Source organism: Arthrobacter sp. NicSoilB11, assembly GCF_019977375.1.
In the GTDB taxonomy this organism is placed as follows: domain Bacteria; phylum Actinomycetota; class Actinomycetes; order Actinomycetales; family Micrococcaceae; genus Arthrobacter.
This window is the reverse complement of record NZ_AP024657.1, coordinates 4,114,016-4,140,267: the sequence shown is the minus strand read 5'-3', so window position 1 is coordinate 4,140,267 and position 26,252 is coordinate 4,114,016. Positions and strand designations below refer to the sequence as shown.

Genomic DNA, 26,252 nt, shown 5'->3' with positions numbered 1-26,252 from the left:
GCCGGAGGTGCTTTTCTTTGGCCAAGCACCCCCTAGAGAGATTCCCGTGAACCTTCATAAACTCCTCAGCGAGCGTGAGCAGCAGTCCCGTCCCATCCGCGTTGGACTGATCGGCGCCGGCCGCTACGGGACCATGTACCTGGCGCAGGCCAACAACATCCCCGGCATCCACGTTGTTGCCATTGCCGACATCAACGTCAAGCGGGCGCAGGGGGCCTTCGAGCTGGTGGACTGGCCTGCCTCCCAGGTAGCTCCCGATATCGCTACGGCGCTGAAGGACCGCTCCACCGCCATCGTCGCCAACGCTGACGAACTGTTCGACGTGGACATCGACGTCATTGTCGAAGCCACCGGTAACCCGATCGTCGGCATCAAGCACGCCCTGAAGGCAATCGAAACCAAGAAGCACATCATCATGGTGACCGTCGAAGCTGATGCCCTTGCCGGCCCTGCGCTGGCCAAGCGGGCCGAGGAAGCAGGCGTGGTCTACTCCATGGCCTACGGGGACCAGCCGGCCCTCATCATGGAACTCGTCGACTGGGCCCGCACCAGCGGCTTTGATGTGGTTTGCGCCGGCAAGGGCGCAAAATACCTGGAGCACTACCACGAGATGAACCCGGACAACGTCTGGGAGAACTGGGAGTTCTCCAAGGAATTGACCGACTCCGGCCAGCTCAACCCCTACATGCACACCTCGTTCCGCGACGGCACCAAGGCCGCCATCGAAATGGCGGCGGTGGCCAACGGCGCGGGGCTGGCCCCCTCCGATTCCGGCCTGAGCTTCACACCGGGCAACGTTGAAGAGATCGCCACCATCTGCCGCCCGGCCGCCGTCGGCGGTTCCCTCGCCCACGAAGGAAGCGTTGACGTCATGTCCAGCGTCAACCGCGACGGCAGCTGGATCAGCCACAACACCCAGGAGGGCGTCTTCGTCGTCGTCAAGGCAACCAACAATTACGTTTCCGGCTGCTTCAACGAATACCCCTGGCACCCGGACCCCACCGGCCAGTACGCCGCCCTGTACCGCCCCTACCACTACGTAGGCCTCGAACTGAACATGTCCATCGCCAACGCAGCCCTCCGCGGCATCCCCACCGGCGGGCCCGTCGGCTTCTATGGCGATGTGGTCGCTACCGCCAAGAAAGACCTCAAGGCCGGTGAATTCCTCGACGGCGAAGGCGGCTTCACGGTGTGGGGCAAGCTGGTTTCCGCCAAGCACTCGGTCTCCACCGGCGCCCTCCCCGTCGCCCTGGCCCACCACGTGGAGCTGCGTAACGATGTGCCCAAGGGAGCGATCGTTGGTTGGGACGATGTCATCATTGATGACTCCCTGTCCCAAGCGCTGGAACTCCGCCGCGAAACCGAAGCGCTGATTTCCGCCCCCGTCACCGTCTCCTGAACCAGTACCACCGCATCCTTCCAATGAAGAAAGGCATCGAATGAACTTCAAGACCCGCGCCATGACCGGGGTACTGGCAACCAGCCTGGCCGCCGCCCTGCTGTCCGGCTGTGCAGGCGGAACCCCCGCCGGCCAAAGCGCCCCGGTGGCCAAGATCCAGCTCTCCATCCCCGATCCGCTGACGTCCTCGGTCGGCGTCACCGCCCAGCACTTCGCCGACCAGGTCAAGAAGACCTCCAACGGTTCCGTCCAGGTCACCGTGGTACCCAACGGCACGAGCTTCAGCGGGGACCAGAACGCGGCCGTGACCCGGCTGCAGGGCGGATCACTCGACGGACTCATCCTGTCCACCTCCGTCTACGCCTCGGTGGTGCCGGAAATGAACGGCATCAGCATCCCCTACCTCTTCTCGGACACCAAGGAAGAGGCAAAGTTCCTGGCTGGAGAACCTGGAAAGGTCCTGAAAGACAAGCTGGCGGCAAAGGACACCGTGGCACTCGCCTTCCTGACCCGGACCGGCCGCGAGATCACCAACTCCGTGCGCCCGATTGAACAGCCTTCCGACCTGAAGGGGCTGAAGATCCGGGTGCCGGGCAACACCCTGTGGACCGACTTCTTCGGCAAGCTGGGCGCAAGCCCCACGACCATGGCCTTCTCCGAGGTCTTTACCGGCCTGCAGACCGGAACGATCGACGGCCAGGAAAACCCGATTGAGGTCCCTTGGACGAACAAGTTCTCCGAGGTGCAGAAATACGTCTCAATGACCAACCACATCAACGACGCCTGGGTGCTGGCACTGTCATCGAAGAAGTGGGATTCCCTCACGGATGACCAGAAGAAGGCACTCACCGCCGCTTCAGAGGAAACGGCAACCTTCAAAACCGGCTATGACGAGGAACAGTCCAAGAAGCAGCTGGATGAACTGGCAGCCAAGGGCATGAAGGCCAACGAGCTCAGCGCGTCCGGGCTCGCCGAGTTCAAGGCCACCTCCCAAAGCCTCTACCCGGAGTTCTCCAAGCTCATCGGCAAGGAATTCTTCGACCAGGCCATCGCCTTCGCCGGCAAGAAGTAGCAAGGACGGGTGGGAGCCCACAAGTCGGCTCCCACCCGTACCAACACCCCACTCCCCACACACATCCCGCTATCAATGTCGACAGTCTGGAAAACCATGAAACCCACCGTTGCTCCCCAGGACTACGAGGAAGTCCTTCCCCTCGAAGCGGAGGAAATCCTTCACCACGACCACGTGCCAGAGCGCTGGAGCGGCGCAGCTTGGCTCGACAAGACGCTCGAAGGGATTGTGGGAGCGGCGATTCTCGCGGAACTCGTGGTCATCCTCCTGAACATCACCGTCCGCCTCATTACCGGTGATTCCGTGCTTTGGACACAGGAAGTGTCCGAGATTGCCCTGCTGACCATTGCCTTCATCGGCGGCGCCATCGCCTACCCGAAAGGCGCACACATGTCCGTCCAGGCGCTCATCATGCGCCTGCCCGCAACCTGGAAGCCGTACCTCGCCGCGCTGGTCGACTGGCTCGTCTTTGTCATGAGCGCCGGCGCGCTTGCCCTGTTCGTGCCCACCCTGGTCCAGCAGGTCGAGGAAAAGACACCGATCCTTCAACTCCCCGTGTTTTGGGTCAACCTGCCCTTCTCGGTGGGCATGGTCCTCATCGCCTGGTTTGCCCTGGTCAAACTTCGGCGCCAGGCCTGGCGTCCCGCCGTCGTCGGTGCCGGAATCGCAGCCGCCCTCGTCGCCGTCGTCCTGATTTCCCCGCCGCTGTTCTACTACGCCTCACCGAACGTCCTGCTCGTGGTGGTCCTCGTGGCCCTGTTCGGCCTGCTGTTCCTGGGACTGCCCATTGCGTTTGTCCTGGCCCTCGCCTCCGGCATCTACCTGTACCTCGGCGGCATTTCCGACGTAAGCGCCATCCCCATCGGCATGGCGTCCGGAGCCAAGGGATTCGTCCTGCTGGCCATCCCGTTCTTCATCCTGGCCGGCACCGTCATGAACTCGGCCGGCCTTACCCTGCCGCTGGCCAAGCTCGTCGATGCGCTGATCGGGCATCTCCGCGGCGGCCTGCTGCAGGTGGTGGTGGTCACCATGTACATCTTCTCCGGTATCTCCGGCTCCAAGGTCGCCGATGTCGCAGCAGTGGGCACCACCATGCGAGGCATGCTCGAAGAGCGTAAGTACCCGCGCGGCGAAGTGGTCGCCGTGCTGTCGGCGTCGGCCATCATGGGCGAAACCATCCCGCCCAGCATCGTCCTGCTCATCCTGGGCTCCATCACCACCATCTCAACCACCACCCTGTTCCTTGCAGGCTTCGTGCCGGCAGCCTTCCTCGCCCTGGTGGTCATGGCACTGGTGTTCCTGAGGGCGCGCAAGCAGGGAGGCGTGCCAAGCGCCAAGGCCACGTGGCGGGCCCGGGGCTCCGCCACGTTCTTCGCCCTGCCGACGCTCCTGCTGCCCGTAGGCATGGTGGTGGGGATCCTCAGCGGATTCGCCACCCCCACGGAAGTTTCCTCGGTCGCCGTCGCCTACGCCTTCGTGCTCGCGGCAGCCTACCGCCGCGGCAGCAGGCGCCTTCTGGGGGACACCTTGCGTGAAACAACCACGACGGCGGGCATGGTGCTGTTCATCATCGCCGCGGCGTCGCCCCTGGCGCAGACTCTCGCCCTGGCCGGCGTTTCGCAGCAGATCCACGACCTGATGTCCGGGCTGGGCGATTCCCCCATCCTGTTCATGCTCTTCACGGTGGTGCTGCTGATCATCATGGGCCAGCTCCTCGAAGGCCTGCCAGCGGTGCTCATCTTCGCGCCCCTGCTGCTGCCGATCGCCACCGACTTCGGCGTCAACCCCGTGCAGTACGCCATGGTCCTCATCATCTCCATGGGCATCGGATCCTTCGCCCCGCCGGCAGGGGTTGGCTTCTACGTCGCCTGCGCCACCGCCCGCGAAACCGTGGAAAACAGCCTCAAACACTTCTGGCCCTACCTGGTGGCGGTGTTCGTCGGCCTCCTCGTCCTCGCCGCCGTGCCCTGGTTCAGCACCTTCCTTCCCGCCCTCGCCGGCCTGATCCCCTTCTAACCGATGACAGAAACCAAACCTCCCTCGCCGCTCGATCCCGGTGTCTCCGTCTCGCTGCTCGGCACCGGTCCCATGGGAGCCCCCATCGCCCGGAACATCATCAACGCCGGGGTACCCCTGACGCTCTGGAACCGCACGATCCAGAAAGCCAAAGCCATCGAAGAGGGGACAGTAGCGCTCCGGCCAGCGGAGGCCGCGGCGGATGTTGTCCTCACCGTCCTGCCGGACCTGCCCCAGGTCGAAGCACTCCTGGAAGGCGAGGACGGCCTGCTCGCGGGGTGGGCGCGGACAGGTGCGGTTGAACCTGTCCTGGTCATCCACGGCACCGTGTCCCCCACCGCCGTCGCCGCCTTCGCAGCCCACTGCAAGTCCCGTTACGGGGTGGTGGTCATCGACGCACCGCTCAGCGGCGGGACCATCGGGGCGGAGCAGGGGCGGCTGAGCATCATGACCGGCGGCCCCCGGAGTTCGGTCGAGTGGCTCACTCCGCTTTTCAAGCTCTACAGCTCCACGGTCATGTGGTTCGGGGAGGCCGGCGCCGGGGCCATCGTGAAAGCCTGCAACCAGATTGTGGTGGCCGCCACGGTCACCGCCCTGTCCGAATCCATGGCGCTGGCGAAGGCGTCCGGCCTGGACCTGGAAAAGGTCCAGGCCATCCTCAAAGGCGGGCTGGCCAACTCCGAAGTCCTCCAGCAAAAAGGCGGCCGCTGGATCACGGGGGACTTCCACGGCGGCGGTTCGGCCAAAAACCAGCTCAAAGACCTGCGCTTTGTCACGGAGGCGGCCGCGGATGCCGGACTCGCACTGCCCGTCGCCAACACCCTGACCTCGGCATTCCAAACAATGGTCACCGAGGGTCTCGGGGACCTTGACCACACAGGCATTTATCTGAGCATCACCAGCAATCGAGTAAAGGAATCATCATGACCATCGTCGTCACTGCAGTCTTCACGCCCAACGACGGCGCCCGCGACCAGGTTGTCGCGGCCCTCAAGCCCGCCATCGCCGAGGTCCACGAAGAACCCGGATGCCTCCTGTACGCCATCCACGATGCGCCCAACGGCCAGATCGTCATGATTGAGAAATGGGAGAGCGCCGAGCTGCTCGACGCCCACGGAGTGGGGGACGCCGTCAAGCGGCTCAACGCCTCCCTCGAAGGACTCCTGGCCGAACCCGTCGAGGTCACCCGCCTGACGCCCATTCCCGCCGGCACTGCCCGGCAGGGCGCCCTGTAATGCCCCAGAGCATCGTGGTGATGGGGGTCTCCGGTGCAGGGAAATCCTCCGTGGGCCAGGCGCTTGCCACCCGGCTCGGCGCCAGTTTCGTCGATGGCGACACCCTGCATCCGGAAGCAAACGTCAAGAAAATGGCTTCGGGCGTTCCCCTCACGGATGAGGACCGATGGCCGTGGCTGCACCTGGTGGGTACCAAGCTGTCCGCCAGCACCGAAAAAGCAACCATTGTTGCCTGCTCAGCACTGAAGCGAAGCTACCGGGACGCCATCCGGACGGCCGCGCCTGCCACCACGTTCATCCTGCTGAAAGCCGACAGGCCGGCACTGCAGGACCGCCTCACCCAACGCCCCGGGCATTTCATGCCGGCCTCGCTGCTCACGTCCCAGCTGGAAACCCTGGAGGAGCTGCAGACCGACGAATCCGGCCTGATGGTCGAGTCAACAGGGGGCATCGACCCAACCGTCGAACGCATCCGACGGCTGCTGGAGCAATCAGCAGCGGACTGAGCCTCCCCTTGCTGGAAGGTACGACGACGGCGGCGGGTGAGTGCCGCCGTCGAACCTTCCAGCGGGGTGCTTTCCTCGGGGACGGTCAGCCTGCAGCTGACGGTGTGGGGGAGTCCTGCCGCTGGGTGACACGCTGGATGAACTCGACCGTCTCGCGCTCTGTCTCTGCGCGGGTGGTGGGTTCGTTGTGCACCTCATGCCGGACGCCGGGGAAGACGCGGGTGCGGACGTCCGCGTGGCCCGAATCCGCTAGGCGGTTTGCCACGTGGTAGGCGCCTTCGCCGTAGTTGGTCACGGGGTCCTGGTCGCCGGCGAGGATCAGCACGGGGAGGTCCGCGGGGAGCTGTTTGTACCAGTCGTCCGAGGTGACCTGGTCGTAGAGGTCCACGAAGCCCTGCAGGAACCGTGCGCTCAGGGGTGCGCCGAAGTTGTTGAAGGGGTCCCTCCCGTGGTCGGTGACGACGTCGGCGTCCAGCGCCACCCAGGCGGTGGGGCCGGCGTCTTCTCCCAGGCGGCCCAGGAAACCGTCGAACAACTGGCCCACCAGTTCCTCAGGCGCGGGTTCCGCTGCACTCTCGCCGGAGGCAAGCCGTGACAGTTCCGGCCGGTTGATCCTTTTCTCGATGCCACGCATTTGGGCGGCGATTCCGCAGAGGATCAGGCCGGAAAGCTGCGCACCTGGATTGACGGCCATGCCGCGGGCGATCATGGAGCCCCAGCTGTGGCCGAACACCACGTACGGAAGCTGGGGGAGTGCCTCCCTGGCTTTGGCCTGGAGGGTGACCTCGTCCGCCACCACCACGCTGGCTGCGTCCTCCCCGGCATCGCCCCACGTGCCCTGCTGCATCGCGGTGCGCCCGTGCCCGGAATGGTCGCCTGCCACCACGATGAAGCCCGCGTCCACCAGGGTGGAGATGAGGTGGAGGTAGCGGCGGGAGTGCTCGCCGAGCCCGTGGATCAGCTGCACGATGGCCTTGGGTTGGCCGATGGGCTCGTAGACCCACGCCTGGATAGTGTCCCGGCCGTTGGCGGACGTGAACTCGATTTCCTGCAATGACATGTATTCCTCCTGTGGCGGCGCCGTCGCTGGCTTGTGGTGAGCCTAACCACAAGGCCGTCATGTGCGTCAATGATTGCTGGTTCATTCAAGGGGCTTCCGCCTAGTCTGAAACCAGCCCCGTCCGCCGCTTTGAAGGAACCCGATGCCGCACCCCGAACGTCCCCTGCGCAAGCTGGGTTTCCTCACCATTGGTTTGTTCGATCCGGCGAACCCGGCCGCGGGCCACGAGTCCACGTTGCAGATCATCGAGCTGGGGGAGCGGCTGGGGTTCGACAGTGCCTGGCTGCGCCACCGCCACCTGCAGTTCGGGATTTCTTCCCCTGTGGCGGTGATGGCGGCGGCGAGCCAACGGACCTCGCACATTGAGCTTGGCACTGCCGTGACGCCGCTGGGCTGGGAAAACCCGCTGCGCCTGGCCGAGGACCTGGCCACCGTGGACCTGCTGGCAGGTGGACGCATCAACCCAGGCGTAAGCGTTGGGGAGCCGATGCAGTACGACACCGTGAAGCATGAGCTGTACCCGGACACCGGGGACGTGGAGGACTTCAGCTACGCCCGGGTGGAGCGGTTTGCGCGCTTGGTTGCCGGGGAACCGGTGCGGGAGTTTTCCGGTAAGCAGGGTGTGGTGGAGGAGTTCTCCAACCGGGTGGAGCCGCATTCGCCCGGCCTGCGGGACCGGCTTTGGTACGGGGCCGGGAGTACGAAGTCAGCGGTATGGGCGGGTTCGAATGGGTTCAATCTGCTCTCCAGCAGCGTGATTTTTCCGGACAAGGACCAGAAACCTGATTTCGCCTTGGTCCAGCAGTCGCAGATCCGGGCGTTCCGCGAAGCTGCTACTGCTGCCGGCCACGCCGGAGCTCGGGTTTCGCAGGGCCTGGTGGTGATCCCGACTGACTCGGCGACTGCGGCCCAGCGGGAGAAGTACCAGCAGTACGTGGACGAGCGCACTCCACGGACTGCTGCGCCGCAGGGGCCGCGGGGCATGATGTTCGCTGCTGATCTCATTGGTACCAGTGAGGAGATCGCGGAGCAGCTGTACGCGCATGCAGCGTTCCAGGAGGTGGATGAGGTGGCATTCGCCCTGCCCTTCAGCTTCGACCACGAGGACTACGTGCAGATCCTGACGGACATGGCGGGGAAGTTGGGGCCGGCTCTGGGGTGGGCTTCGTGAGAGTTGAGAAGCGAACGTTCTAGATCTGGCCGCCCACCATTCCGCCAGACGGGAGTTTGCGGTGCTGTGGAAAACCCAGGGGGAGCCAAGCCGGCAGAACGAGGAGATGCCCCAGTCAATGGGCAGGCGAGGGTGTTGGGACAGCGACACGTGCGGGAGACATACCTCGAGAAGTACCTCCGAGCTCAGATTGGGGGTACTTCTCGAGGACAACGGCACTCGTATTAGTTACCAATTTTAGGCGGTATAAGGCCCCTCTTAGGCAGGGACATGCCCACCACGTAGCGATGACAATCCACCGAATTTGGACCAATTGCGTGTAGCAGACGGATTACAGAGACATAATCCTTCTTTGAACGTCGCGGACTACGGCCGGAGCTTCTCTGGGGCTGGATAAAAGCGATCGCCGAGATTTGGTACTCGCTTGAACATCAGGGTTGACCGGCTCTAGGGGGCCGCTCATGTATTCGTCGAAGGCGATCTCTTGCTGATCCACGTCCTCGCCTGATTGCACCAAACCCTTCTTAAAGGCTTCCTCCATCCAGTCTGTTTGAGACTGCAACTCGAGTTCTAAGCCGTGGCTGGCTTGGCGCAATATATCAATGGAAGGAGCGTGCCTCGTGAGGTGAAATATTATGCGTTGCTGCAGGATTAGCCTCCCGTCCGCGGACAACTGGGACACGCGGCGGGCTCGGTCCAAAGAAACGGAGGGGACCGTACCGATGAGCATAAAGTCAGCCACATGAGTAGAACCACCGGTGCCAGACAAGTCAGGCAGGGGCATGAGCTTATTGCGGTTCGCCCAAGTGCCAGGTCTTGGCAGGACTCGGTCTTGGTGAAATTTTACGCGTACGGCGGTAACGGCTTCTCGAAGTCTTGCCCCCTCTCGCATAGTGCAGGGGTGCATAAATAACATCGCCAAACCGGGCTCGTTGTCTTCGATACCAGGCATAACGACCTCGTCAAAGACATCCCCCTGCGAATACGGCAGCCAGAAAGGCACGCCGTCTCCTGTCCCTTCTCTATAGTCGAACAGTTCATCAGGAGGTAGTAGTGGTTCGAGTTGGTCAGCCATTGGCTGAATTCTTCCTCACAATGGCAGGCACGCCGTCTTCTGCAACCACAACTTCGAAATCAGTGGCGTAATCGATCCTCCAGGAAGGATGCAGTTCGTTCAGGATCTCTTCTGGGGAACTAGACGCAGAAGCAAGGTCAACTAACGCAGCGGCCGCAGCGCCAGGCTTGTACAAATGCCGCGGCGTCACCGTGTAACCACCGATGGATGGGACGGACAGCCAACTTGCTGGTTCCTCAACACCCACCTCTTTTAGCAACCGCAAAAATGCAGTAAGTTCTGCCACCCGTCGTACATTCTCTCCCGACGCGCCGCCGCTAATTCTCCACTTGCGCAGCGCCGGCAGGCTGACGCCCACCATTCTTGCAACGTCAGCCCAAGCGACCCCCCATGTTTCTGCCAAGTCTTGGAGGACAGCCGAAAGGGGCTGCTTTAGCAGATCGCGGACGTGCGCCTCAATTGAATCTGTAAAGGACGTTCGGTGGTCCGCCCGCAGATTGGACGCCTGTGCACGATTGAGTTGGCGTCTCTGGCGCCACTGGGCATCAAGGAGGGCATCGGACGTGCCTCCGGAAAACGAGCTGAGCAAGTCCACCAAGGAATCGCTCGAAGTGGAGGAGTGACTTCTATAGAGCTTCTTCGAAGCAACCTCATGCACCGTTGCGGACACTATTCCCCCTGAAAAGTTCTCGTGCTTGCTCCGTGACAGACCACTGGAAAATCTCACCAATGGGATCGTGGAGTCTATCCATGATTTTACTGATCTTTTCCCTGTCCAGGAGCACAAAGTCGCTTGGCTCCCATGCGCTGTCTACATCCAGAAGGAAGAGCTTTGAAGGTGCAAGCGTAGCGTTGTGGAACGGAACGTCGGGTCCAACGACGCCCGATCCCACGAATTCGCCCCAATTGAAGATTACCTTTCGGTCATCGCCTGGATTGTAGATGACGTTGCCCCTCAGGACTTCCGCTTGAGACTCCCCATAGGCCGTAACGGGGGCCAGGAGGGCACTGTTGATCCAGGGAGACCATCCACCTGTGTGTTCGGGGGGATTTTCAACGCGAATCTCGTCGATGTAGCGAAGGCCGACTCTTTTAACTACGACGGAATCAATGGTATTCGTAAGGGCAGCCAACGCAGCGTCAAACAGAGGAGCGAAGGAGTTGAAGCCTGAATAAGCCCTGCCGTCCATGGATATGCTTAGAGACGTTTGATGCAGTAAAGCTGTAACCCTCTTGTCGAGCGACGTCGCTCGGATCTGCTGAATTGTTTCCTTCTGTAAAACTTCAGAAGGTTGGAGCGTGAATGAATTTACAGTCTGGCGCTCTAGAACGGGCAGCAGGGAGCGAATTTCTTCAGCGAATTTCGCTCTAGTCGCCTCGTCGTTGATGCGGGGCTCGTAGTTTAGCTGGACCTCGGCCGTGACGATAGCAAGTGGAGCGTGGACGAAAACCTCTCGGTTTGCGTAGGTCATGGTTACCCTCCTGGTAGGTAACTAGAAGTGTAACCGGAAGTGTAACCGAAGCTAGACCTATTGCCAGATTTTCAGGAAGCTTGCAGGTATGAGGTGTGACAGTCGAGCAGGGCATGCGGAGGACGACAGCTATGTCCGCGGTGCGGAATCCGGCGTGAGCGCTGTCGTCCACTGGCTAAGGGCGCGGCAAGAGCCATGTACACGGACCAGCGACAACTGCTACACAAAGCCATCGATAAAAACGATGAGCCCAACGCCGATACTATGGGGATTGATGAAGAAGGAGTCTGCAATGACCTCGAAGCTCAACGAAGCCCTCAATACGATCTGGCAGACCGAGCCCGAACGCCGGTGCAGTGCGGCTTCAAAACTGCTGCCTCAGTTAGATCGTGCCGCGATTGACTTGCTTACGGCCTGGGATTGCAGCGCATCCTTGGGTAAGACCGATAGCGGGCGCCTGGTTGAAGTCGCAAACAGTGCTCTCCCACATGCAATCGAGTACACCGACGTCCCTTGGGCCCGGACCATTGACGAGCGTTTCCCAACCAGATTTCACTCCTTGGCGTCCCTTTTGGTAGTCGCTCAGTACGCGCGTGATCTTCTCGACAGCGATGCGCTCACCTTTCCTGAAGAACGGGAGAGCAGAATCAGAAGATTAAGCGCTGAGACAGGTATAGATGAGGAACGTGTCGTCAGATTGCTCTCAAGTTTTTCCAGTGAAGTTCGGAATATGGCGTGAAGCAATGCGTACTTCTTGCGGTTGAGGGCGTTGACGGTGCGGGAAAACGAAGTGTCTGCGACGCCATTAGCGGCAACGCCACTGCACTCGGCTTGAAGGTGCAGTTTTTCACCTTCCCTGACTATGAGTCACCAACTGGAGTTGCGATTTCAAATTACCTGAGCAATCCGGACCCTGTCCTATCCCCGGATGCTGCCGCCATGCTTTTCGCGTGTGATCGGCTACAGGTTAGGGACGAGCTTTGTGATGCTTTGTCGACCTCGGACCTCGTCATTGTGGATAGATACGTCGATTCGAATGCGGCGTACCAAGCAGCGCGCCTACCGGAAAAGGAAAGGCACAACTTCACCACTTGGGTTCGAAACCTTGAGCATGGTCTTATGGCGATGCCACGGCCCACTATCACTGTCTTGCTTGAAGTTTCCCCGGATGAGTCTCGAAGGCGCACCTCGCTAAGGCAGGGCACCGACCGGCCCGAAAAGGACCACTACGAAGCAAGCATGGATCTTCTGCGAGCAGCAGCAGATGAATACCAAAAACTTTCCGCGGACCCCGGCTGGAGCACGGTCCAGTCGACCGGTCGCCCCTTGGAGGAAGTTGTGCACGACGCTTGGTCTGTTGTCCAGGAGGCTCTTAAGTGAAATTGGGCGCTGGAGCGCTCACGCCACAGGAAATAACTGTCGTGGACGCTTTGTCGCAGGCGGGCGTGCAGCGCGAAACGGCCACCTTAGCCGTGGTCATGTGGTCTCGGAGACATCTTCGTCCCGAAGCAGAGCTTCTCGATCTAATTGCAAATTACCCGGTGCTAGACACAGTGGATAACAGGAACCGGGCTCTGCGAGACGCTCGTGAACGTAACTGGGTGGTCGACGTACCTAGCAAGTTCCAGGGCAAGGCCATTGTGCAAGCCGCAGCCGACCTTGAGGAGAAGCTCGCAGCGATTGTTCCGGTCTACGCAGGTCATATCCGTCAAATCCGCCGTGAGGAGGCATCGGTCCGGGTACTGGGCCATATGGGAGAGCCGGATGTTTTCGACAGTTTTGCCACGCGGTTAGGTGAGGCTAGGAGCGATATCGCCATGCCGGCGATCATGACAAGCCCGCTCTCCGCAGCGGATGTACTGAAAGCGCGTGCCGAGGCTGGCGTAAAGGTTCGAATACTTCTCGCTACCGCTGACTTGGCGGGTGATATCCGCGGGTCGAGCATGGTCGCGGAAGCAAAGAAACGGCTCGATGGGTGGAATCTCCATACAAGGGGGCGCCCTAATTTCCAGGTCAGGGTCACTCGGCATCGAGATGATCTTCGGGACGCCAGCAGCGCGCTCATCGACGGCAGCCTCCTTAGATACGACGTGTATGACGACACCGTCGAGCGATCCACCGACGGGACGATGATAGAAGTAGGACGTTCGGGCGCGACAAATCTCAGCCGTATGTTTCAGGATCGCTTCGATGATGCCTGGTCCCGAGCCCGTCCGCTAGGAGTATGGCGATCTTTCGGATGGGTTCTCCGTAGATGGTGGTGGCTGGGCTTAGTAGGGGCTGGCGTCGTCGTTGTTGCCACTATGAATGTGAAACATCCGACGGCTACTTCCTTGATTCTAGGTGGGGTGATTGGCTACCTCGTCAACAAATTGGATCCGCTCCTGAAAGGTGCAAAAAATTGGTGGGACCGGCAACGGGCGTAATCCAGCCTTCATGTCCAGGCTGCGTCACGGGCCAGCCTGACCCGGGCTGTCACGCATCCTTCGCGAAGGTAGGTATCGTCAAGGTGCACTGGGAATCTTGGTCGCTGTGCAATCTTGGCTGCAAGTTCTGCTATCGAACCCTCGGTTCCCCACTAGACACTTCTGGAGCAAGGCGTCTCTTGAACTCCATTGCTTTCGGCGGAGTAGGCGCAGTGGTCTTTGCTGGTGGAGATCCCACATTGCGGCGGGATTTACCGGACCTACTCGACCACGCCCGCGGCCTCGGTCTACTTGTCGAGGTGCAGACCAACGCTCATTACATGCCACAAGAAATGAGATCCGTCCTACTCGGACCCCTAACCGACCTAATCGGTCTTTCTCTGGACGGCGCGACCGCTGAAACTCATGACGCAATCAGAGAAACACGAGGAAACTTCCAGCGTGTCCTCAATTTTCTGGATTCCGCTCAGCAGGTCGACAAACCGGTAATTTTACGCACAGTCGTAACCCGCAAAAATCGACATGAAGTAGCAAACATCGCTAGTTTGATCGGCCGATACTCAAACATTGTCCGCTGGTCGTTGTTGGAGTTCACGCCGGTGGGAGAGGGCTACACCAATGCCGATGTCTTTGTTGTTTCAAGAGCTGAATACCTGGAGGCCATTGCCCTTGCTCGTTCGGTCTACGCGGGCAACGCATCATTTGATTCCTTTGATGCCCCATCCAAGCTTGGGACTTACGCTCTGGTCACCCCGGAGGGGAAACTTTACGGCACGATGACAGCCACTGACGGCCACTATCCAATCGTGGGTGATCTCATCCAGGATCACCTGTCTCAGTTAGCTTCATCTCTTCCGTTTGACGCTACGCAACATCACGCCAGGTATGGAGATGCCCTCGCACCCGAGCTGGAAAATTAGACTGAAAATTCGGTTGAACGCCTAATCGCCTTATGGTCAGTCTCTTAGAGCTTTCAGCCAAATGCTGACTGCCGTGAACGACTCCTCCGCGATCCGTGATCGCGATTGGCGTACGTTATCGCCAGCACGCGCCGTGGTGATTGAATGCGGCATCGTTCCGTCCGACTTTAGGGCTGACGTCAAAAGGAGACCGTCTGGCGTCAGGTTGGGCTGTGCTCAGTCGGACGATCTAGTGTCCTTGAGAAGCACGATGCCTGAAATTGAATACTTATGCTTGCCGGTGGCAGCGTGTTTAACCCAGATAGATGCGGACCCAGAGCCCCCAACACGTCACCACTGCAGGCAGGCTAGCTCGCAGATACGCCGGAGGACGAGGGGATGAGACCGTCTTCAAAGCTTCCCGCTACCTTTGTTTCGGCCCTTGGTTGAGGCCCCCAATTTATCGATGGCCGGGCCGCCACCTGCCGTAGTACACGGACACACAGCGCAACGTTGGCGGCTCCGCCCGTAGTCTGTTTAAATGCCTCGTTTCGCACTGGACATCGAGTCCGTCCCCCGCCCCGCCCGTTCGCAGGAGCTCCTGGACGCCGTGAACCACCGCGTGGTCATTGCCGACGGCGCCATGGGCACCATGCTGCAGGGCCGGGACCTGCAGCTCGAAACCGACTTCCAAAACCTCGAGGGCTGCAACGAGATCCTCAACGACACCCGCCCGGACGTCATCGCGGACATCCACGACGCCTACTTCGCCACCGGCATCGACGCCGTCGAAACCAACACCTTCGGCGCCAACTGGTCCAACCTCTCCGACTACGGCATCGACGACCGGATCGAGGAGCTCGCCCGAAAGGGTGCGGAGATCGCCCGTGAACGCGCCGAAGCGGCAGAAAAAACAGACGGCCGCATGCGCTGGGTCCTCGGCTCGATGGGACCCGGCACGAAGCTCCCCAGCCTGGGCCACACCAGCTACGACTACCTCAAGCAGACCTTCGCCCTTCAGGCAGAGGGCCTCATCGACGGCGGCGCGGACGCCTTCCTCATCGAAACCAGCCAGGACCTCCTGCAGACCAAGGCCGCCGTCAACGGCTGCAAGCAGGCCATCGTCTCCAAGGGAATCCGCCTCCCCATCTTCGTCGAGGTGACGGTGGAAACCACGGGAACCATGCTCATGGGCTCCGAAATCGGCGCCGCGCTCACTGCCCTCGAACCGCTCGGCGTCGACGCGATCGGCCTGAACTGCGCCACCGGCCCGGACGAGATGAGCGAGCACCTCCGCCACCTCTCCAAGCAGTCCTCCGTCGCCATCGCCTGCATGCCCAACGCCGGCCTGCCCATCCTCGGCGCCAACGGCGCGCACTACCCGCTCACCCCCACCGAACTCGCCACCGCGCACGAACAATTCGTGCGCGAATTCGGCCTGGGCCTGGTGGGCGGCTGCTGCGGTACGACGCCGGAGCACATGGCCGCCGTCGTCGAACGCCTTGCGCCCTTCCGCACCAAAGCCGTGGATGCCAAGGCAAGCAACGCGCCGGCACGAATCCCCACCGAGCGCGAGGCCGGCGTCGCCTCCCTCTACCAGCACGTCAACTTCGACCAGGAGTCCGCGTATCTGGCCATCGGCGAACGTACCAACGCGAACGGCTCCAAGGCCTTCCGCCAGGCCATGCTCGAGGAACGCTGGGACGACTGCGTGGATATCGCCCGCGAACAGATCCGCGTCGGCGCCCACCTGCTGGACGTCTGCGTCGACTACGTGGGCCGCGACGGCGTCGCGGACATCAAAGAGGTCGTCAGCCGCTTCGCCTCCGCCTCCACCCTCCCGCTGGTCATCGACTCCACGGAGCCGCCCGTCCTGCAGGCCGGCCTGGAACTCATCGGCGGCCGCCCCGTGGTCAACTCCGTCAACTACGAGGACGGCGACGGACCCAACAGCCGCTTCGCCCGCATCATGCCTCTGGTCAAGGAACACGGCACCGCCGTCATCGCCCTGACCATCAACGAAGAGGGCCAGGCCCGCACCACCGAAGGCAAGGTGGCCATCGCCTCCCGCCTGGTGGACGCCCTGGTGGGCGAATGGGGCATGCGCGTCGAGGACATCATCGTCGACTGCCTCACCTTCCCCGTGGCCACCGGCCAGGAGGAAACCCGCCGGGACGGCATCGAAACCATCGAGGCCATCCGCCAGATCACCGCCAAGTACCCCGGCATCAACACCACCCTCGGCGTCTCCAACGTCTCCTTCGGCCTGAACCCCGCAGCGCGCACGGTCCTGAACTCCGTGTTCCTGCACGAAGCCGTCCAGGCCGGCCTGACCAGCGGCATCATCGACGCCGCCAAGATCGTCCCGCTCGCCTCCCTCCCGGAAGAGCAGCGCAAGGTGGCCCTGGACCTGGTCTGGGACCGTCGCGAATACGACGCCGACGGCAACGTCACGTACGACCCCCTGGCCAGCATGCTGGACCTCTTCGCCGGCGTCGACACCGCAGCGCTCAAGGACCAGCGCGCCGCCGAACTCGCCGCGCTGCCCACCGGCGCGCGCCTGGAGCGGCGCATCATCGACGGCGAAGGCAAGGGCCTCGAAGAGGACCTGGACTTGGCACGCAGCGAGGGCATGACCCCCCTGGGCATCATCAACGACCACCTGCTCGAGGGCATGAAGGTGGTGGGCGAACGCTTCGGCGCCGGCGAGATGCAGTTGCCGTTCGTGCTGCAGTCCGCCGAGGTGATGAAGAATGCCGTCGCCCTGCTGGAGCCGCACATGGAGAAGTCGGATTCGTCCGGCAAGGGCACCATGGTGATCGCCACCGTCCGCGGCGACGTGCACGACATCGGCAAGAACCTGGTGGACATCATCCTCACCAACAACGGCTACAAGGTCATCAACATCGGCATCAAGCAGGGCATCGCCGAGATCATCGCCGCAGCCGAGCAGCACAACGCCGACGTGATCGGCATGTCCGGCCTGCTGGTGAAGTCCACCGTGGTGATGAAGGAAAACCTCGCCGAGCTGCAGTCCCGCGGCCTGGCCAAGAAATGGCCGGTCATCCTGGGCGGCGCAGCCCTCACCCGCGCCTACGTGGAGCAGGACCTGGCGGAGCAGTTCGACGGCGTGGTCCGCTACGCCAAGGACGCCTTCGAGGGCCTCTCCCTCATGGAGCCGCTGGTCCGCGTGGCCCGTGGCGAGTCGCCGGACGACGTCGGCCTGCCGCCGTTGAAGAAGCGCATCCACAAGGGCGGCGCGAAATTCACGGTGACCGAGCCCGAGGCCATGCCCGGCCGGTCCGACGTCGCCACCGACAACCCCGTTCCCGTGCCGCCGTTCTGGGGCACCCGCATTGTCCGCGGCGTCTCGCTCCACGAGTACGCCGCGTTCCTCGACGAGCGTGCCACCTTCATGGGGCAGTGGGGCCTCAAGCCCGGCCGCGGCGAGGACGGCGCCTCCTACGAGGAACTGGTGGAACGCGAGGGCCGGCCGCGGCTGCGCTACTGGCTGGACCGCATCCTGGGCGAGGGCATGCTGGACGCGTCCGTCGCCTACGGCTACTTCCCGGTGGTTTCCGAAGGGGAGCAGGTGGTGGTGCTTCACCACGGCGAGGATCCCGACGGCGTCCTGGGCACCGCGGGCCTGCTCGCCCCCGACGGTGGTTCAGGCGGCCCGATCGGCACCGACCGCCTGCGGTTCGATTTCCCACGGCAGCGCCGCGACCGCCACCTGTGCCTGGCCGACTTTGTGAAGTCCCGCGAATCCGGACAGATCGACGTCCTGCCGGTGCAGCTGGTCACCGCCGGATCGAAGATCGAGGAGTTCACGTCCAAGATGTTCGCGGCCAACCAGTACCGCGACTACTACGAACTCAATGGCCTGGTCATGCAGCTCACCGAGGCGCTTGCCGAGTTCTGGCATGCCCGGATCCGCAAGGAGCTGGGCTTCGCGGCTGAGGAGCCCAAGGACACGGCAGGGTACTTCAAGCTCGATTACCGCGGTGCGCGGTTCTCGCTGGGCTACCCCGCCTGCCCTGACATGGAGGACCGCCGCAAGGTCACCGAGCTGCTGAAGCCCGAACGGATGGGCGTGGTCCTCAGTGATGAGCTGATGCTGCACCCCGAGCAGTCCACCGACGCGTTCGTGTTCCACCACCCGGAGGCGAAGTACTTCAAGGTGTGAGGTGAAGCCGGTCGTTGGCCGGGCATGGGATCGCCCTCGACCAGGTCTCGGTCGAGGGCGATCCCCGAAGTGCGGGGCGTTACATGGTTACGAGGGCACCAGAAGGACGCCTATGGCTTGGAATTGTGCGCCTGGATCCCGCCGTGTGGAGTCTCAAAGAGCAGGTGCTCTCCCTCCAGCACTTCGCGGTCTGCCGGGGCGACGGTGGCACGCGGGCCCTTGCTGCCAGTTTCCGGAAGCGTGAAGTAGGCGATGAGGGAGAGGGCGACAATGGCGATCATGTAGTACGCGACGAACATGGGCTGTCCGGCGCCGACGAATGCAGCGGCAATCAGTGGTGCAGTGCCTCCGAAGACGGCGATCACGATCTGGTGTGCAAAGCCGATTCCGGAGACCCGGACAGAAGCCGGGAACAGCTCGGCCTGGATTGTCGGATAGACCGACTGCCAGATTCCAAGAACCACCCATCCCGACGCTGAGACCAGAACGTACACGCCGAAGCCTGGCTGGTTCAGCAGCAGAAGCAGTGGGTAGAAGAGCACGATCATGCCGATGGCACCGATGATGGGGAAGATCTTTCGTCGGCCGAGGCGGTCGGAAAGGTATCCGCAGACCGGCACGATGACCACCAGCAAGGCAAGGCCGATAACGCTTCCGGCAAGAGTGGAGGACAGGTCGCGGCCGGTGGTCAGCTTGGCATAGGTGGGAAGGAAGGTGGCCCAGGTGTAGTAGGCCACGGCCGGAGCAGACAGCGCAGCTGCCTGCAGCAGAGCCTTCGGGTGTTCGCGCAGCAGGTCCATCAGGCGCGCCGCCGCGGACTTTTGGTCGACAAGGGCAGTCGCCTCAAACTCAGGGGTCTCATCAGAGCGAGCCCGCAGGATAAGCCCGACTACGCCAAGGACACCGCCTATGAGGAACGGGATGCGCCAGCCCCAGGCGGCGAGGTCGTCGGGAGCAAAAGAGGAGGTCACGATCGCGGCGGCACCGGTCGCGGCGAGGGTCGCCAGGCCGCTGGCCATATTGGAGAACGAGCCAAACAGGCCCCTCCGGTTCGCGGGAGCGTGTTCGACCATGAAAGCGATAGCGCTCTGCTGCTCGCTGCCGGCCGAGATGCCTTGAAGAATGCGTGCAACCAGGAAAAGAACTGGCGCTGCGTACCCGATTGTCGCAAATGACGGCGTGAGACCGATGATCAAAGCGCCGAGCGCCATTCCGGAGATGGAGAGCGTCAGGACGAGCCTGCGGCCGAAACGGTCGGCCAGTGGTGAAATGATGATTCCGCTGAGCGGGCGGACGACAAACCCGATTGCGTAGGTCAGCAGTGCTGCGACCAGGGACGCAAACGGGGAGTCGCCGGGGAAAATCTGCGATGAGAATACTGCTGCCAGCAGCCCGTAGATGTACCAGTCGTACCACTCCACGAAGTGGCCGATCGTGCCTGCCACCATGTTGACGGAGCGCCTGCGTGGCTCCGGCACTTCCGGAAATCCCGAAGGGCCCGAGCTGTCGAGCGCATCTTTTGAGGTCTTCATTGAACTCTCCATACTTCCACGTTTGCTGAGGAGGGGTTAGGGGTTGAGCCGGGGCGGTCAATGCTCCGGCTGCAGCTGCCGTTACCGCCTTGACGGATCAGCAAAACCAATAAGATCGGTTGCTGAGATCGGTTGCTGAGATCGGTTGCAATCAGAGTACGGACGAGAGAACAGACTTGTCAACGTTTTTTGTGAGCCTCGTCGCAGATTCTGGTGTCGCCCCTCTAGGAGGGGCAACCGCTTTGCGGCAGTGGGTGCAGCGGTGGGGCCATTACCCCTCCGCCGGAAGGGGTGTCTCGTTGTTGAAGTCCAGGTACTGCACGCCGGACCAGGCGCATTCCAGGTCTCCGTAGACCGACCAATACTCATTCCAGTGGGTGAGCTTCCATTGGTCCCGTTCCAGGCCGCGGAGGGTGAGCCGTTCGCGTAGAAGGTCCTGCGGGACCCTCACCCGTACCACCGTGGTTTGGGAAGGTGGCCAATCGAATTTCTTTGCCGCGTTGGTCAGAAAATCCGGGTCTTCGAAGTAGGCCCCGAAGGGGGCGTCGAGCACGACGGACCGGCCCAGGCGCAGGTTAGCCCCGGCCACGTCCATGAGGGTCTCGTACTCGAGGGGAAGCAGGTTGTCGCGGTAGTAGTCGTTGGACTCCCGGTCGGTGGGGTCGTGTCCGGTTGCCTTCAGTGCGAACTCGACAAAGCGTCCGCATACCCGGTCCTTGTCCAGGTAGGCCGCGTTGTTTTCTCTTGCTGTTTTCTGTGCGACCGTTGTTTTCCCCGAGCCGGCCGGTCCGATCACGACAAAGACGCTAGGGGTCGTCATCGGCGGGCCTCTGCCACTGCTGACAGGAACTCCTTGGCGGCTTTGGTGACGCGGTCGAAGTCGCCGTCGGGCTGCCATGCTTTGGTGACGTAACTGCCGACGCCGACGCCGGCTACGCCCGCGGCGAACCATTCGCCTACGTTCTCCAGGGTGACGCCGCCGGCCGGCATGATCGGCAGGTGGGCGAGCGGTGCGAGAACGGATTTTGCGTAGGGGATACCGCCGGCTTCGGTGGGGAAGAGCTTGAGGATGTCAGCGCCTGCCTCGGCGGAGTTAACAAGCTCGGTCGGCGTGTAGGCTCCGCTAACGGTGGGCACCTGGTACCGGTTTGCTGTCCGGATCATCGCCGGGTTGAGCTGGGGACTGACCAGGAATTCAGCCCCGGCCCGGATGCACTCATAGGCTGCGTGCTCGTCCAGCACCGTTCCGGCGCCGATCGCGACTCCATTGGCAGCATGTTTGGCGGCGAGGCGGCGGATTACCTCGACGGCGCCTGGGATCGAAAGTGTGATTTCAAGGGCGCGGAAGCCTCCGGCGATGGCAGCTTCGGCAACTCGTTCTGCGACGTCGGCGTTCTCGAGGCGGACGATGAGGACGGCGCCTGATTCGTCGATGGTCTGCAAGGTGCGGAGTTTCTTGTACATGGTGGCCTTTCTTGGGGCCGAGGCGTCGGACGATCCTGTTGCCTGGGCCACTGTTGAAGTGTCGTTGACAAACTTTCCCACCATCCATACTGTTATTGCAACCGATCTCAGCAACCGATCTCATGTTGAGTGGACAGCAAGACCCATACTTAGCAAAGGAGCTGTGAGGGTGAGCAAAACACGCACGATCATTCTTGGTGCTTCACACTGGCACGTTCCGTTGTATGCCCGGGCAATCGGCGAAGAACACCAGGTCGTCGGCATCAGTGACGAGGACGTGTCACTCGTTCAGGGACTGGCAAAGACTTGGGCCGCTCCCGTTGAGGCGGACTGGCGGAGCCTGCTCGATCTGCCCGGGGTGGGGCTCGCCTATGTTTTCGGCCCGCACGATGGAATGGCCGAAAAGTGTCTTGACCTGATCGAGCGTGGCATTCCGATTGTGGTGGAGAAGCCGCTGGGAACGTCCTTGACGGAACTTTCGCAGGTGCGCAAGGCGGCTGAGGCAGCCGGCGTCCCGGTCACCGTCCCGCTGGTCCAGCGGGGTGGTCCGACGGACCGTTGGCTGGCCAAGGCTGGCCGGCCTACGTACCAGAGGATCTCCTTTATTGCCGGTCCGCCTTCGCGTTACCTGGCTAACGGCAACCCTTGGATGCTGGACCCTTCCACCGCCGGGGGAGGGTGCCTGGCAAACCTGGGACCGCATTTCGTGGACCTGTTCCTGCAGGCCTGTGACGAGTCAGCGGCGAGTGTCGAGTCGCGGCTGTCGGCGGCGCTGCATGGCGGGGCTGTTGAGGACCATGCCAGTCTCATCATCACCACCCCGAGCGGGTGTGAAGCCATTGTGGAGGTGGGGTACGCCTTCCCGGGCTCGCCGTTGAAGCGGTACTGCAGCTACACGTCGGCGGGCGGGGCAGGATTCGCCTCCGTCAACTCGGATGGTTCTGCCACGTTCACCGCGTTGGACGGGACAACGGAGTCTGCCGTGATCGACGTGGACAGTGACCCTCTTTATGATCCGTTCGTGCGCCGTGTCGCCCAGACACTGGAAGATGGATTCAAGGGGCTGCCAACATTGGCCCAGCTCGAAGATGTGATGCGCCCGATCTGGCAGGCGTATGACGACCAGCGCGGAGGAAAAGAAGATGGCTGACCTAAGTATTGACGTTGTCGCGAAGGCGGCCGGTGTCCACCGCTCAACGGTTTCCCGGGCATTCTCCCGGCCGGAAGCGGTGAAGAGCGAAACCCGCGAGCACATCCTCCGGGTTGCCGAGGGCCTTGGCTACACAATGAGTCCACTCGCCCAGGCACTCCGCCGAAAGACCAGCACCTTCATCCCGCTGATCGTCCCTGACATCACCAACCCGTTCTTTGCAGAACTGGCCAAGACGATGACGCAGGCGGCGGATGAGCGCGGCTACCAGCTGCTGCTCTGCGTCACCAATGGGGACCCCGCTAAAACTGAGGGATACTTCGTCGCCATGCAGGCCATGTATGCCCCCTTTGGTATCGTCGCGCCCTCCACGAAGGTCGATACCGAGGCGTTGAAGCGCTTCGATTTCGGCCACAAGGTGGTGGTGATCGACCGGGTGGAAGGCGATGATACGGTTCCCACTGTCACCGTCGACAGCCGCCGCGGAATTAAGCTTGCGCTGGACCACCTGCACTCACTGGGGCACACTTCCATTGGCTATGTTTCCGGCATCGCCGGTACGCACACCGCCCAGGACCGGATGGACGCGTATCTGGAGCTGTCCGCCGAGAGCGGCAGTGCACCTGTTGTGCTGGACAGCGGGTCGGATCTGGATGCGGGTACGCGTGGGGCAGAGCATTTCCTCGAGATGGAGAATCCGCCGACGGCCATCATCGCCGCGAATGACATGGTGGCCTTTGCGGTCATCTCGGCCCTCGGTAGAAGCGGCGTGCGTGTACCGGAGGACGTGTCGGTCATCGGTTTCGACGGTCTGGCTTTGGGGGCCCGGTTCAACCCGGCCCTGACCACCATCCGGCAGCCTATCTCCGACATGGGACACCTCGCCATCGAACTGGCCGAGAAGCAGAACGCGGACGGTTCCGTGGACCACATCGTGCTCGAACCTGAGCTTCTTGTCCGTGCCTCCACCGCAGGACCGCGCAAATGACCGCGCAAAGGTACGATGCCACAGCGGGCTCACTGCGGCGTTTGCCGGGGCTCCAGCATGCGGACCACATCGGCCTGACCGTTCCCAACCTCGAGGAGGGCGTCCGGTTCTTCGTCGACGTGCTCGGGGCCGAGGAACTGTACCGCTCCGAACGTGGGCCTGACGAAGAATTCATGCCCACAAACTTCGACGTCCCGGCCGATGCGAAACTCACGCTCGCCATGCTTCGCCTGCCCCCGAATCTGAACATTGAGCTGTTCGAATGGAGCAGCGCCGAGCGGCGCGAGACCCCGCCACGGCATTGCGACGCGGGCGGACACCACCTGTGCTTTGTCGTGGACGACGTTGACGAAGCGATCGCCGTACTGCACGAAACCCCGGGAGTCCGCGTGCTCGGGGAGCGCAAAGAAGTCGCCGGCGACAGCCCGCGCGTGGCCGGCAACCGCTGGACCTACTTCATCACCCCTTGGGGCCTGCTGATGGAGATCGTCGACCGATCCCGGGTCGCGTCCCCACCCAGGCTCGTCGGTCCAGCGGACTGGACGGCAACACAACACACTTCCAGGAAGGACAATCAACAATGAGGTTTGCAGGTCACACACTAGGCACTCCGCACCATACGGTCCCCCAAGCGCTAAAGCTCTTCCGGGACGCAGGGCTTGATGCCGCGGAAGTCATCTACCAAAACGGCTACACCTCAGGGTTGCCGCTGGGGGACCGCCGCGCCGCCATGGAGGCACTGACGGCGGCAGACGGCGAGGGCCTTCCGATCCTTGGCCTCACGCCCTACACCACGGCCATCAACTCCCTTGACGAGAGTCAGTGGCGCGGGGGAGTTGACGAATTCCGCGGCGCAATTGAGACCGCCCACCTGCTTGGCGCCGACCGGGTGCGTGTATACGCGGGAGCGTGGCATCCCGGTGACACCGATCGTGACCGGCGATGGGCGAAACTGCGGGAGGCCCTGCAGACCCTGGCACCCGAGGCTGAACAGGCCGGCGTGCGGCTGTGTGTGGAGAACCACTTCGGCACCATGACCCAGACCGCGGCAGAAACCGCTGCGCTCGTCCGGGAGGTTGCCCACCCGGCCGTTCGTGTTCTTTACGACCAGGCCAACCTCACCTTCACCCATGACGAGACGTTCGAGGAAGCCTTTGCCGTCCAGGGCGACCTGATCGGTCACGTGCACGTGAAGGACCTCGTGTTCACCGATCCGAACGCAGCTTTCCGTGCCACGGAAACAGCGCGCGTCGACGCGTCCGAGCGCGCCGTCCGATCAAGGGTCATCGGTACCGGTGTTCTTCCCTGGCCCCAGATCCTCGCTGCGCTGCTGCGCCACGGCTACAATGACCTGCTGAGTATCGAGTATGAGTACCGCTGGCACCCGCAAGACCTCCCCACCCCTGAGGACGGATTCCGGGAATCCGTGACCGCACTGCGCGGAATGCTCACTGATCTGGCTGAAATGGAGAACGCCCGATGACCGGGCAGCGCCTCCGCGTCGGCGTCATCGGCGCAGGCAATATCGCCACCATCGCCCAACTACCCACACTCGTCCAGCGCGATGATGTGGAGCTGGCAGCCCTGGTATCCCGCCGCGAGGACCCGGGCAACCTGGTTCGGCGCTGGGGATTCGGCGCCGCCTACCGGTCAGTGGAGGACATGCTGGACGCGCAGGACCTGGATGCCGTCTTCGTCCTCACACCCCGATCCGAACACGCGCACGCGGTCCAGTTGTGCCTCAACAACGACGTCGATGTGTTCTGCGAAAAACCTCTTGCCCCGGCAACCGAGGAAGCAGAACGTTTGGCGGACCTGGCCGACGAGCGCGGCCGCATCCTCATGGTGGATTTCAACCGCCGCTACGCACCCGTCTATGCCGCCGGCCGTGAGCTGTTCGGCGCAAAAGGCGCTACCTTCTGCGTCGCGCAGAAGAACCGCCCCGGATCCGAATACCGTGCAACGTTCGAGAACGCCATTCACATGGTTGACCTGCTCCGCTGGTACTGCGGCGGCGAGCCCGTGGACGTTGCCGCACACGCAGCCGGTGACGACCCCTGGGAAGAAGACGGCGTCGCAGTCATGATCCGCTTCAGCACCGGCAACACTGGAGTGCTGATGGCTGCCCGGACAGCAGGTGCCTGGAATGAGAAACTCGACGCCTACGGCGATGGCAAGACCGTGGAAGTCAGGGCGCCGGAGACCGTCTCGACCACCGTCAAGGGAGTCACAACCTCACGGGAGCTCAGCTCTGAGGCGTATGGCTGGGCAACGGCGACCGACACACTCGGATTCTCCGCCGCCGTCCACCACTTCCTGGACCGGGTGGCCGACAGGGAACAGCCACTGACCTCCGGTCGCGAAGCCGTCCATACCCAGCGGCTGCTTGACCAGGTCCTCGCCGCCTCCGGACTGCCCATACAAGAACAAGAAGGCCGGCAATGGGCAAGCCACGCCGTTAGCGGCAACAGCTAGGCAGCACGGGCAGGTGCACCACCCTGGTCCGCGCCCGGAGTGACGGCTCACCCCAATGAAACCTCAAGTAAGGAGCTGGAAAGATGAAACGAGCAGCCCACCAGCCAGCCGCAGGGCAGCAACAGA

Annotated in this window: 24 protein-coding genes; 17 read left to right on the top strand and 7 right to left on the bottom strand. The window is 62.4% G+C overall.

The window, feature by feature from the left end:
• Positions 1 to 46 precede the first annotated feature (46 nt).
• The 6 genes from LDO14_RS19280 to LDO14_RS19255 all read left to right on the top strand — a co-directional run bounded on the left by LDO14_RS19280 (position 47) and on the right by LDO14_RS19255 (position 6,228).
• Positions 47 to 1,399, top strand: coding sequence for a Gfo/Idh/MocA family oxidoreductase (locus LDO14_RS19280; RefSeq protein ID WP_018769920.1), 1,353 nt, complete (start codon positions 47 to 49; stop codon positions 1,397 to 1,399).
• A gap of 40 nt (positions 1,400 to 1,439) precedes the next feature.
• The gene (locus LDO14_RS19275; RefSeq protein WP_144600083.1) at positions 1,440 to 2,471 is read left to right on the top strand and encodes a DctP family TRAP transporter solute-binding subunit; all 1,032 of its coding nucleotides are present in this window, start codon (positions 1,440 to 1,442) and stop codon (positions 2,469 to 2,471) included.
• 96 nt (positions 2,472 to 2,567) lie between these two features.
• Positions 2,568 to 4,487: a TRAP transporter large permease subunit gene (locus LDO14_RS19270; RefSeq protein WP_223992969.1), complete on the top strand. Its 1,920-nt coding sequence runs from the start codon at positions 2,568 to 2,570 to the stop codon at positions 4,485 to 4,487.
• Positions 4,488 to 4,490: 3 nt separating this feature from the next.
• Complete coding sequence (locus LDO14_RS19265; protein WP_223992967.1) at positions 4,491 to 5,414, top strand: NAD(P)-dependent oxidoreductase; 924 nt, start codon at positions 4,491 to 4,493, stop codon at positions 5,412 to 5,414.
• The gene (locus LDO14_RS19260; protein ID WP_056392011.1) at positions 5,411 to 5,722 is read left to right on the top strand and encodes a putative quinol monooxygenase; all 312 of its coding nucleotides are present in this window, start codon (positions 5,411 to 5,413) and stop codon (positions 5,720 to 5,722) included. The genes LDO14_RS19265 and LDO14_RS19260 overlap by 4 nt, the downstream gene beginning before the upstream one ends.
• Positions 5,722 to 6,228 (top strand): gluconokinase, encoded by a 507-nt coding sequence (locus LDO14_RS19255; RefSeq protein ID WP_056392010.1) that lies wholly within the window; start codon positions 5,722 to 5,724, stop codon positions 6,226 to 6,228. Before LDO14_RS19260 ends, LDO14_RS19255 begins: the two co-directional genes overlap by 1 nt.
• An 85-nt stretch (positions 6,229 to 6,313) precedes the next feature.
• Here the strand turns inward: LDO14_RS19255 and LDO14_RS19250 are convergent, their stop codons facing one another.
• Positions 6,314 to 7,288 carry an alpha/beta fold hydrolase gene (locus LDO14_RS19250; protein ID WP_223992965.1) on the bottom strand — a complete coding sequence of 325 codons (975 nt, stop codon included), beginning with the start codon at positions 7,286 to 7,288 and terminating at the stop codon, positions 6,314 to 6,316.
• 142 nt (positions 7,289 to 7,430) lie between these two features.
• Here LDO14_RS19250 and LDO14_RS19245 point away from each other — a divergent pair, with 142 nt between their 5' ends.
• The gene (locus tag LDO14_RS19245) at positions 7,431 to 8,459 is read left to right on the top strand and encodes an LLM class flavin-dependent oxidoreductase (RefSeq protein WP_223992962.1); all 1,029 of its coding nucleotides are present in this window, start codon (positions 7,431 to 7,433) and stop codon (positions 8,457 to 8,459) included.
• 331 nt (positions 8,460 to 8,790) lie between these two features.
• Here the strand turns inward: LDO14_RS19245 and LDO14_RS19240 are convergent, their stop codons facing one another.
• The 3 genes from LDO14_RS19240 to LDO14_RS19230 form a co-directional block, all read right to left on the bottom strand.
• Entirely contained in the window at positions 8,791 to 9,534 is a 744-nt protein-coding gene (locus LDO14_RS19240; RefSeq protein WP_223992960.1) for a DUF863 family protein, read from the bottom strand.
• Positions 9,527 to 9,895 carry a hypothetical protein gene (locus tag LDO14_RS19235; RefSeq protein ID WP_223992958.1) on the bottom strand — a complete coding sequence of 123 codons (369 nt, stop codon included), beginning with the start codon at positions 9,893 to 9,895 and terminating at the stop codon, positions 9,527 to 9,529. The genes LDO14_RS19240 and LDO14_RS19235 overlap by 8 nt, the downstream gene beginning before the upstream one ends.
• 289 nt (positions 9,896 to 10,184) lie before the next feature.
• On the bottom strand, positions 10,185 to 11,006 hold the full coding sequence (locus LDO14_RS19230; protein ID WP_223992956.1) for a TIGR04255 family protein: 822 nt from the start codon (positions 11,004 to 11,006) through the stop codon (positions 10,185 to 10,187).
• A gap of 292 nt (positions 11,007 to 11,298) precedes the next feature.
• Between LDO14_RS19230 and LDO14_RS19225 the strand changes: the two genes are divergently transcribed.
• The 5 genes from LDO14_RS19225 (at position 11,299) to metH (ending at position 18,517) form a co-directional block, all read left to right on the top strand.
• Complete coding sequence (locus LDO14_RS19225) at positions 11,299 to 11,745, top strand: hypothetical protein (protein ID WP_223992954.1); 447 nt, start codon at positions 11,299 to 11,301, stop codon at positions 11,743 to 11,745.
• Positions 11,742 to 12,386, top strand: coding sequence for a dTMP kinase (gene tmk / locus LDO14_RS19220; RefSeq protein ID WP_223992952.1), 645 nt, complete (start codon positions 11,742 to 11,744; stop codon positions 12,384 to 12,386). The genes LDO14_RS19225 and tmk overlap by 4 nt, the downstream gene beginning before the upstream one ends.
• Entirely contained in the window at positions 12,383 to 13,432 is a 1,050-nt protein-coding gene (locus LDO14_RS19215) for a hypothetical protein (protein WP_223992950.1), read from the top strand. The genes tmk and LDO14_RS19215 overlap by 4 nt, the downstream gene beginning before the upstream one ends.
• Entirely contained in the window at positions 13,411 to 14,352 is a 942-nt protein-coding gene (locus LDO14_RS19210; protein ID WP_223992948.1) for a radical SAM protein, read from the top strand. The genes LDO14_RS19215 and LDO14_RS19210 overlap by 22 nt, the downstream gene beginning before the upstream one ends.
• Positions 14,353 to 14,872: 520 nt before the next feature.
• Positions 14,873 to 18,517, top strand: coding sequence for a methionine synthase (metH, locus tag LDO14_RS19205; RefSeq protein WP_223992946.1), 3,645 nt, complete (start codon positions 14,873 to 14,875; stop codon positions 18,515 to 18,517).
• Positions 18,518 to 18,627: 110 nt separating this feature from the next.
• Here the strand turns inward: metH and LDO14_RS19200 are convergent, their stop codons facing one another.
• The 3 genes from LDO14_RS19200 to eda form a co-directional block, all read right to left on the bottom strand.
• Positions 18,628 to 20,049 (bottom strand): MFS transporter, encoded by a 1,422-nt coding sequence (locus LDO14_RS19200; RefSeq protein ID WP_134164989.1) that lies wholly within the window; start codon positions 20,047 to 20,049, stop codon positions 18,628 to 18,630.
• Between the two features lie 271 nt (positions 20,050 to 20,320).
• On the bottom strand, positions 20,321 to 20,869 hold the full coding sequence (locus LDO14_RS19195) for an AAA family ATPase (RefSeq protein WP_223992944.1): 549 nt from the start codon (positions 20,867 to 20,869) through the stop codon (positions 20,321 to 20,323).
• Positions 20,866 to 21,513 carry a bifunctional 4-hydroxy-2-oxoglutarate aldolase/2-dehydro-3-deoxy-phosphogluconate aldolase gene (gene eda / locus LDO14_RS19190; RefSeq protein WP_223992936.1) on the bottom strand — a complete coding sequence of 216 codons (648 nt, stop codon included), beginning with the start codon at positions 21,511 to 21,513 and terminating at the stop codon, positions 20,866 to 20,868. Before eda ends, LDO14_RS19195 begins: the two co-directional genes overlap by 4 nt.
• Positions 21,514 to 21,682: 169 nt before the next feature.
• Between eda and LDO14_RS19185 the strand changes: the two genes are divergently transcribed.
• The 5 genes from LDO14_RS19185 to LDO14_RS19165 are packed head-to-tail and all read left to right on the top strand — an operon-like array spanning position 21,683 to position 26,126.
• Positions 21,683 to 22,663, top strand: a complete 981-nt coding sequence (locus LDO14_RS19185) for a Gfo/Idh/MocA family oxidoreductase (RefSeq protein WP_223992934.1) — start codon at positions 21,683 to 21,685, stop codon at positions 22,661 to 22,663.
• Entirely contained in the window at positions 22,656 to 23,651 is a 996-nt protein-coding gene (locus LDO14_RS19180; protein WP_018769936.1) for a LacI family DNA-binding transcriptional regulator, read from the top strand. Before LDO14_RS19185 ends, LDO14_RS19180 begins: the two co-directional genes overlap by 8 nt.
• Positions 23,648 to 24,235, top strand: a complete 588-nt coding sequence (locus tag LDO14_RS19175; protein WP_018769937.1) for a VOC family protein — start codon at positions 23,648 to 23,650, stop codon at positions 24,233 to 24,235. Before LDO14_RS19180 ends, LDO14_RS19175 begins: the two co-directional genes overlap by 4 nt.
• Positions 24,232 to 25,134: a sugar phosphate isomerase/epimerase family protein gene (locus LDO14_RS19170; RefSeq protein WP_018769938.1), complete on the top strand. Its 903-nt coding sequence runs from the start codon at positions 24,232 to 24,234 to the stop codon at positions 25,132 to 25,134. The genes LDO14_RS19175 and LDO14_RS19170 overlap by 4 nt, the downstream gene beginning before the upstream one ends.
• Entirely contained in the window at positions 25,131 to 26,126 is a 996-nt protein-coding gene (locus tag LDO14_RS19165; RefSeq protein WP_223992931.1) for a Gfo/Idh/MocA family oxidoreductase, read from the top strand. Before LDO14_RS19170 ends, LDO14_RS19165 begins: the two co-directional genes overlap by 4 nt.
• Positions 26,127 to 26,252 lie beyond the last annotated feature (126 nt).

Coding starts and splice junctions, on each gene's coding strand:
- LDO14_RS19275 (WP_144600083.1), top strand. CDS start 1,440: ATGAACTTCAAGACCCGCGCCATGACCGGGGTACTGGCAACCAGCCTG.
- LDO14_RS19270 (WP_223992969.1), top strand. CDS start 2,568: ATGAAACCCACCGTTGCTCCCCAGGACTACGAGGAAGTCCTTCCCCTC.
- LDO14_RS19265 (WP_223992967.1), top strand. CDS start 4,491: ATGACAGAAACCAAACCTCCCTCGCCGCTCGATCCCGGTGTCTCCGTC.
- LDO14_RS19260 (WP_056392011.1), top strand. CDS start 5,411: ATGACCATCGTCGTCACTGCAGTCTTCACGCCCAACGACGGCGCCCGC.
- LDO14_RS19255 (WP_056392010.1), top strand. CDS start 5,722: ATGCCCCAGAGCATCGTGGTGATGGGGGTCTCCGGTGCAGGGAAATCC.
- LDO14_RS19250 (WP_223992965.1), bottom strand. CDS start 7,288: ATGTCATTGCAGGAAATCGAGTTCACGTCCGCCAACGGCCGGGACACT.
- LDO14_RS19245 (WP_223992962.1), top strand. CDS start 7,431: ATGCCGCACCCCGAACGTCCCCTGCGCAAGCTGGGTTTCCTCACCATT.
- LDO14_RS19240 (WP_223992960.1), bottom strand. CDS start 9,534: ATGGCTGACCAACTCGAACCACTACTACCTCCTGATGAACTGTTCGAC.
- LDO14_RS19235 (WP_223992958.1), bottom strand. CDS start 9,895: ATGGTGGGCGTCAGCCTGCCGGCGCTGCGCAAGTGGAGAATTAGCGGC.
- LDO14_RS19230 (WP_223992956.1), bottom strand. CDS start 11,006: ATGACCTACGCAAACCGAGAGGTTTTCGTCCACGCTCCACTTGCTATC.
- LDO14_RS19225 (WP_223992954.1), top strand. CDS start 11,299: ATGACCTCGAAGCTCAACGAAGCCCTCAATACGATCTGGCAGACCGAG.
- metH (WP_223992946.1), top strand. CDS start 14,873: ATGCCTCGTTTCGCACTGGACATCGAGTCCGTCCCCCGCCCCGCCCGT.
- LDO14_RS19200 (WP_134164989.1), bottom strand. CDS start 20,049: ATGAAGACCTCAAAAGATGCGCTCGACAGCTCGGGCCCTTCGGGATTT.
- LDO14_RS19195 (WP_223992944.1), bottom strand. CDS start 20,869: ATGACGACCCCTAGCGTCTTTGTCGTGATCGGACCGGCCGGCTCGGGG.
- eda (WP_223992936.1), bottom strand. CDS start 21,513: ATGTACAAGAAACTCCGCACCTTGCAGACCATCGACGAATCAGGCGCC.
- LDO14_RS19180 (WP_018769936.1), top strand. CDS start 22,656: ATGGCTGACCTAAGTATTGACGTTGTCGCGAAGGCGGCCGGTGTCCAC.
- LDO14_RS19175 (WP_018769937.1), top strand. CDS start 23,648: ATGACCGCGCAAAGGTACGATGCCACAGCGGGCTCACTGCGGCGTTTG.
- LDO14_RS19170 (WP_018769938.1), top strand. CDS start 24,232: ATGAGGTTTGCAGGTCACACACTAGGCACTCCGCACCATACGGTCCCC.
- LDO14_RS19165 (WP_223992931.1), top strand. CDS start 25,131: ATGACCGGGCAGCGCCTCCGCGTCGGCGTCATCGGCGCAGGCAATATC.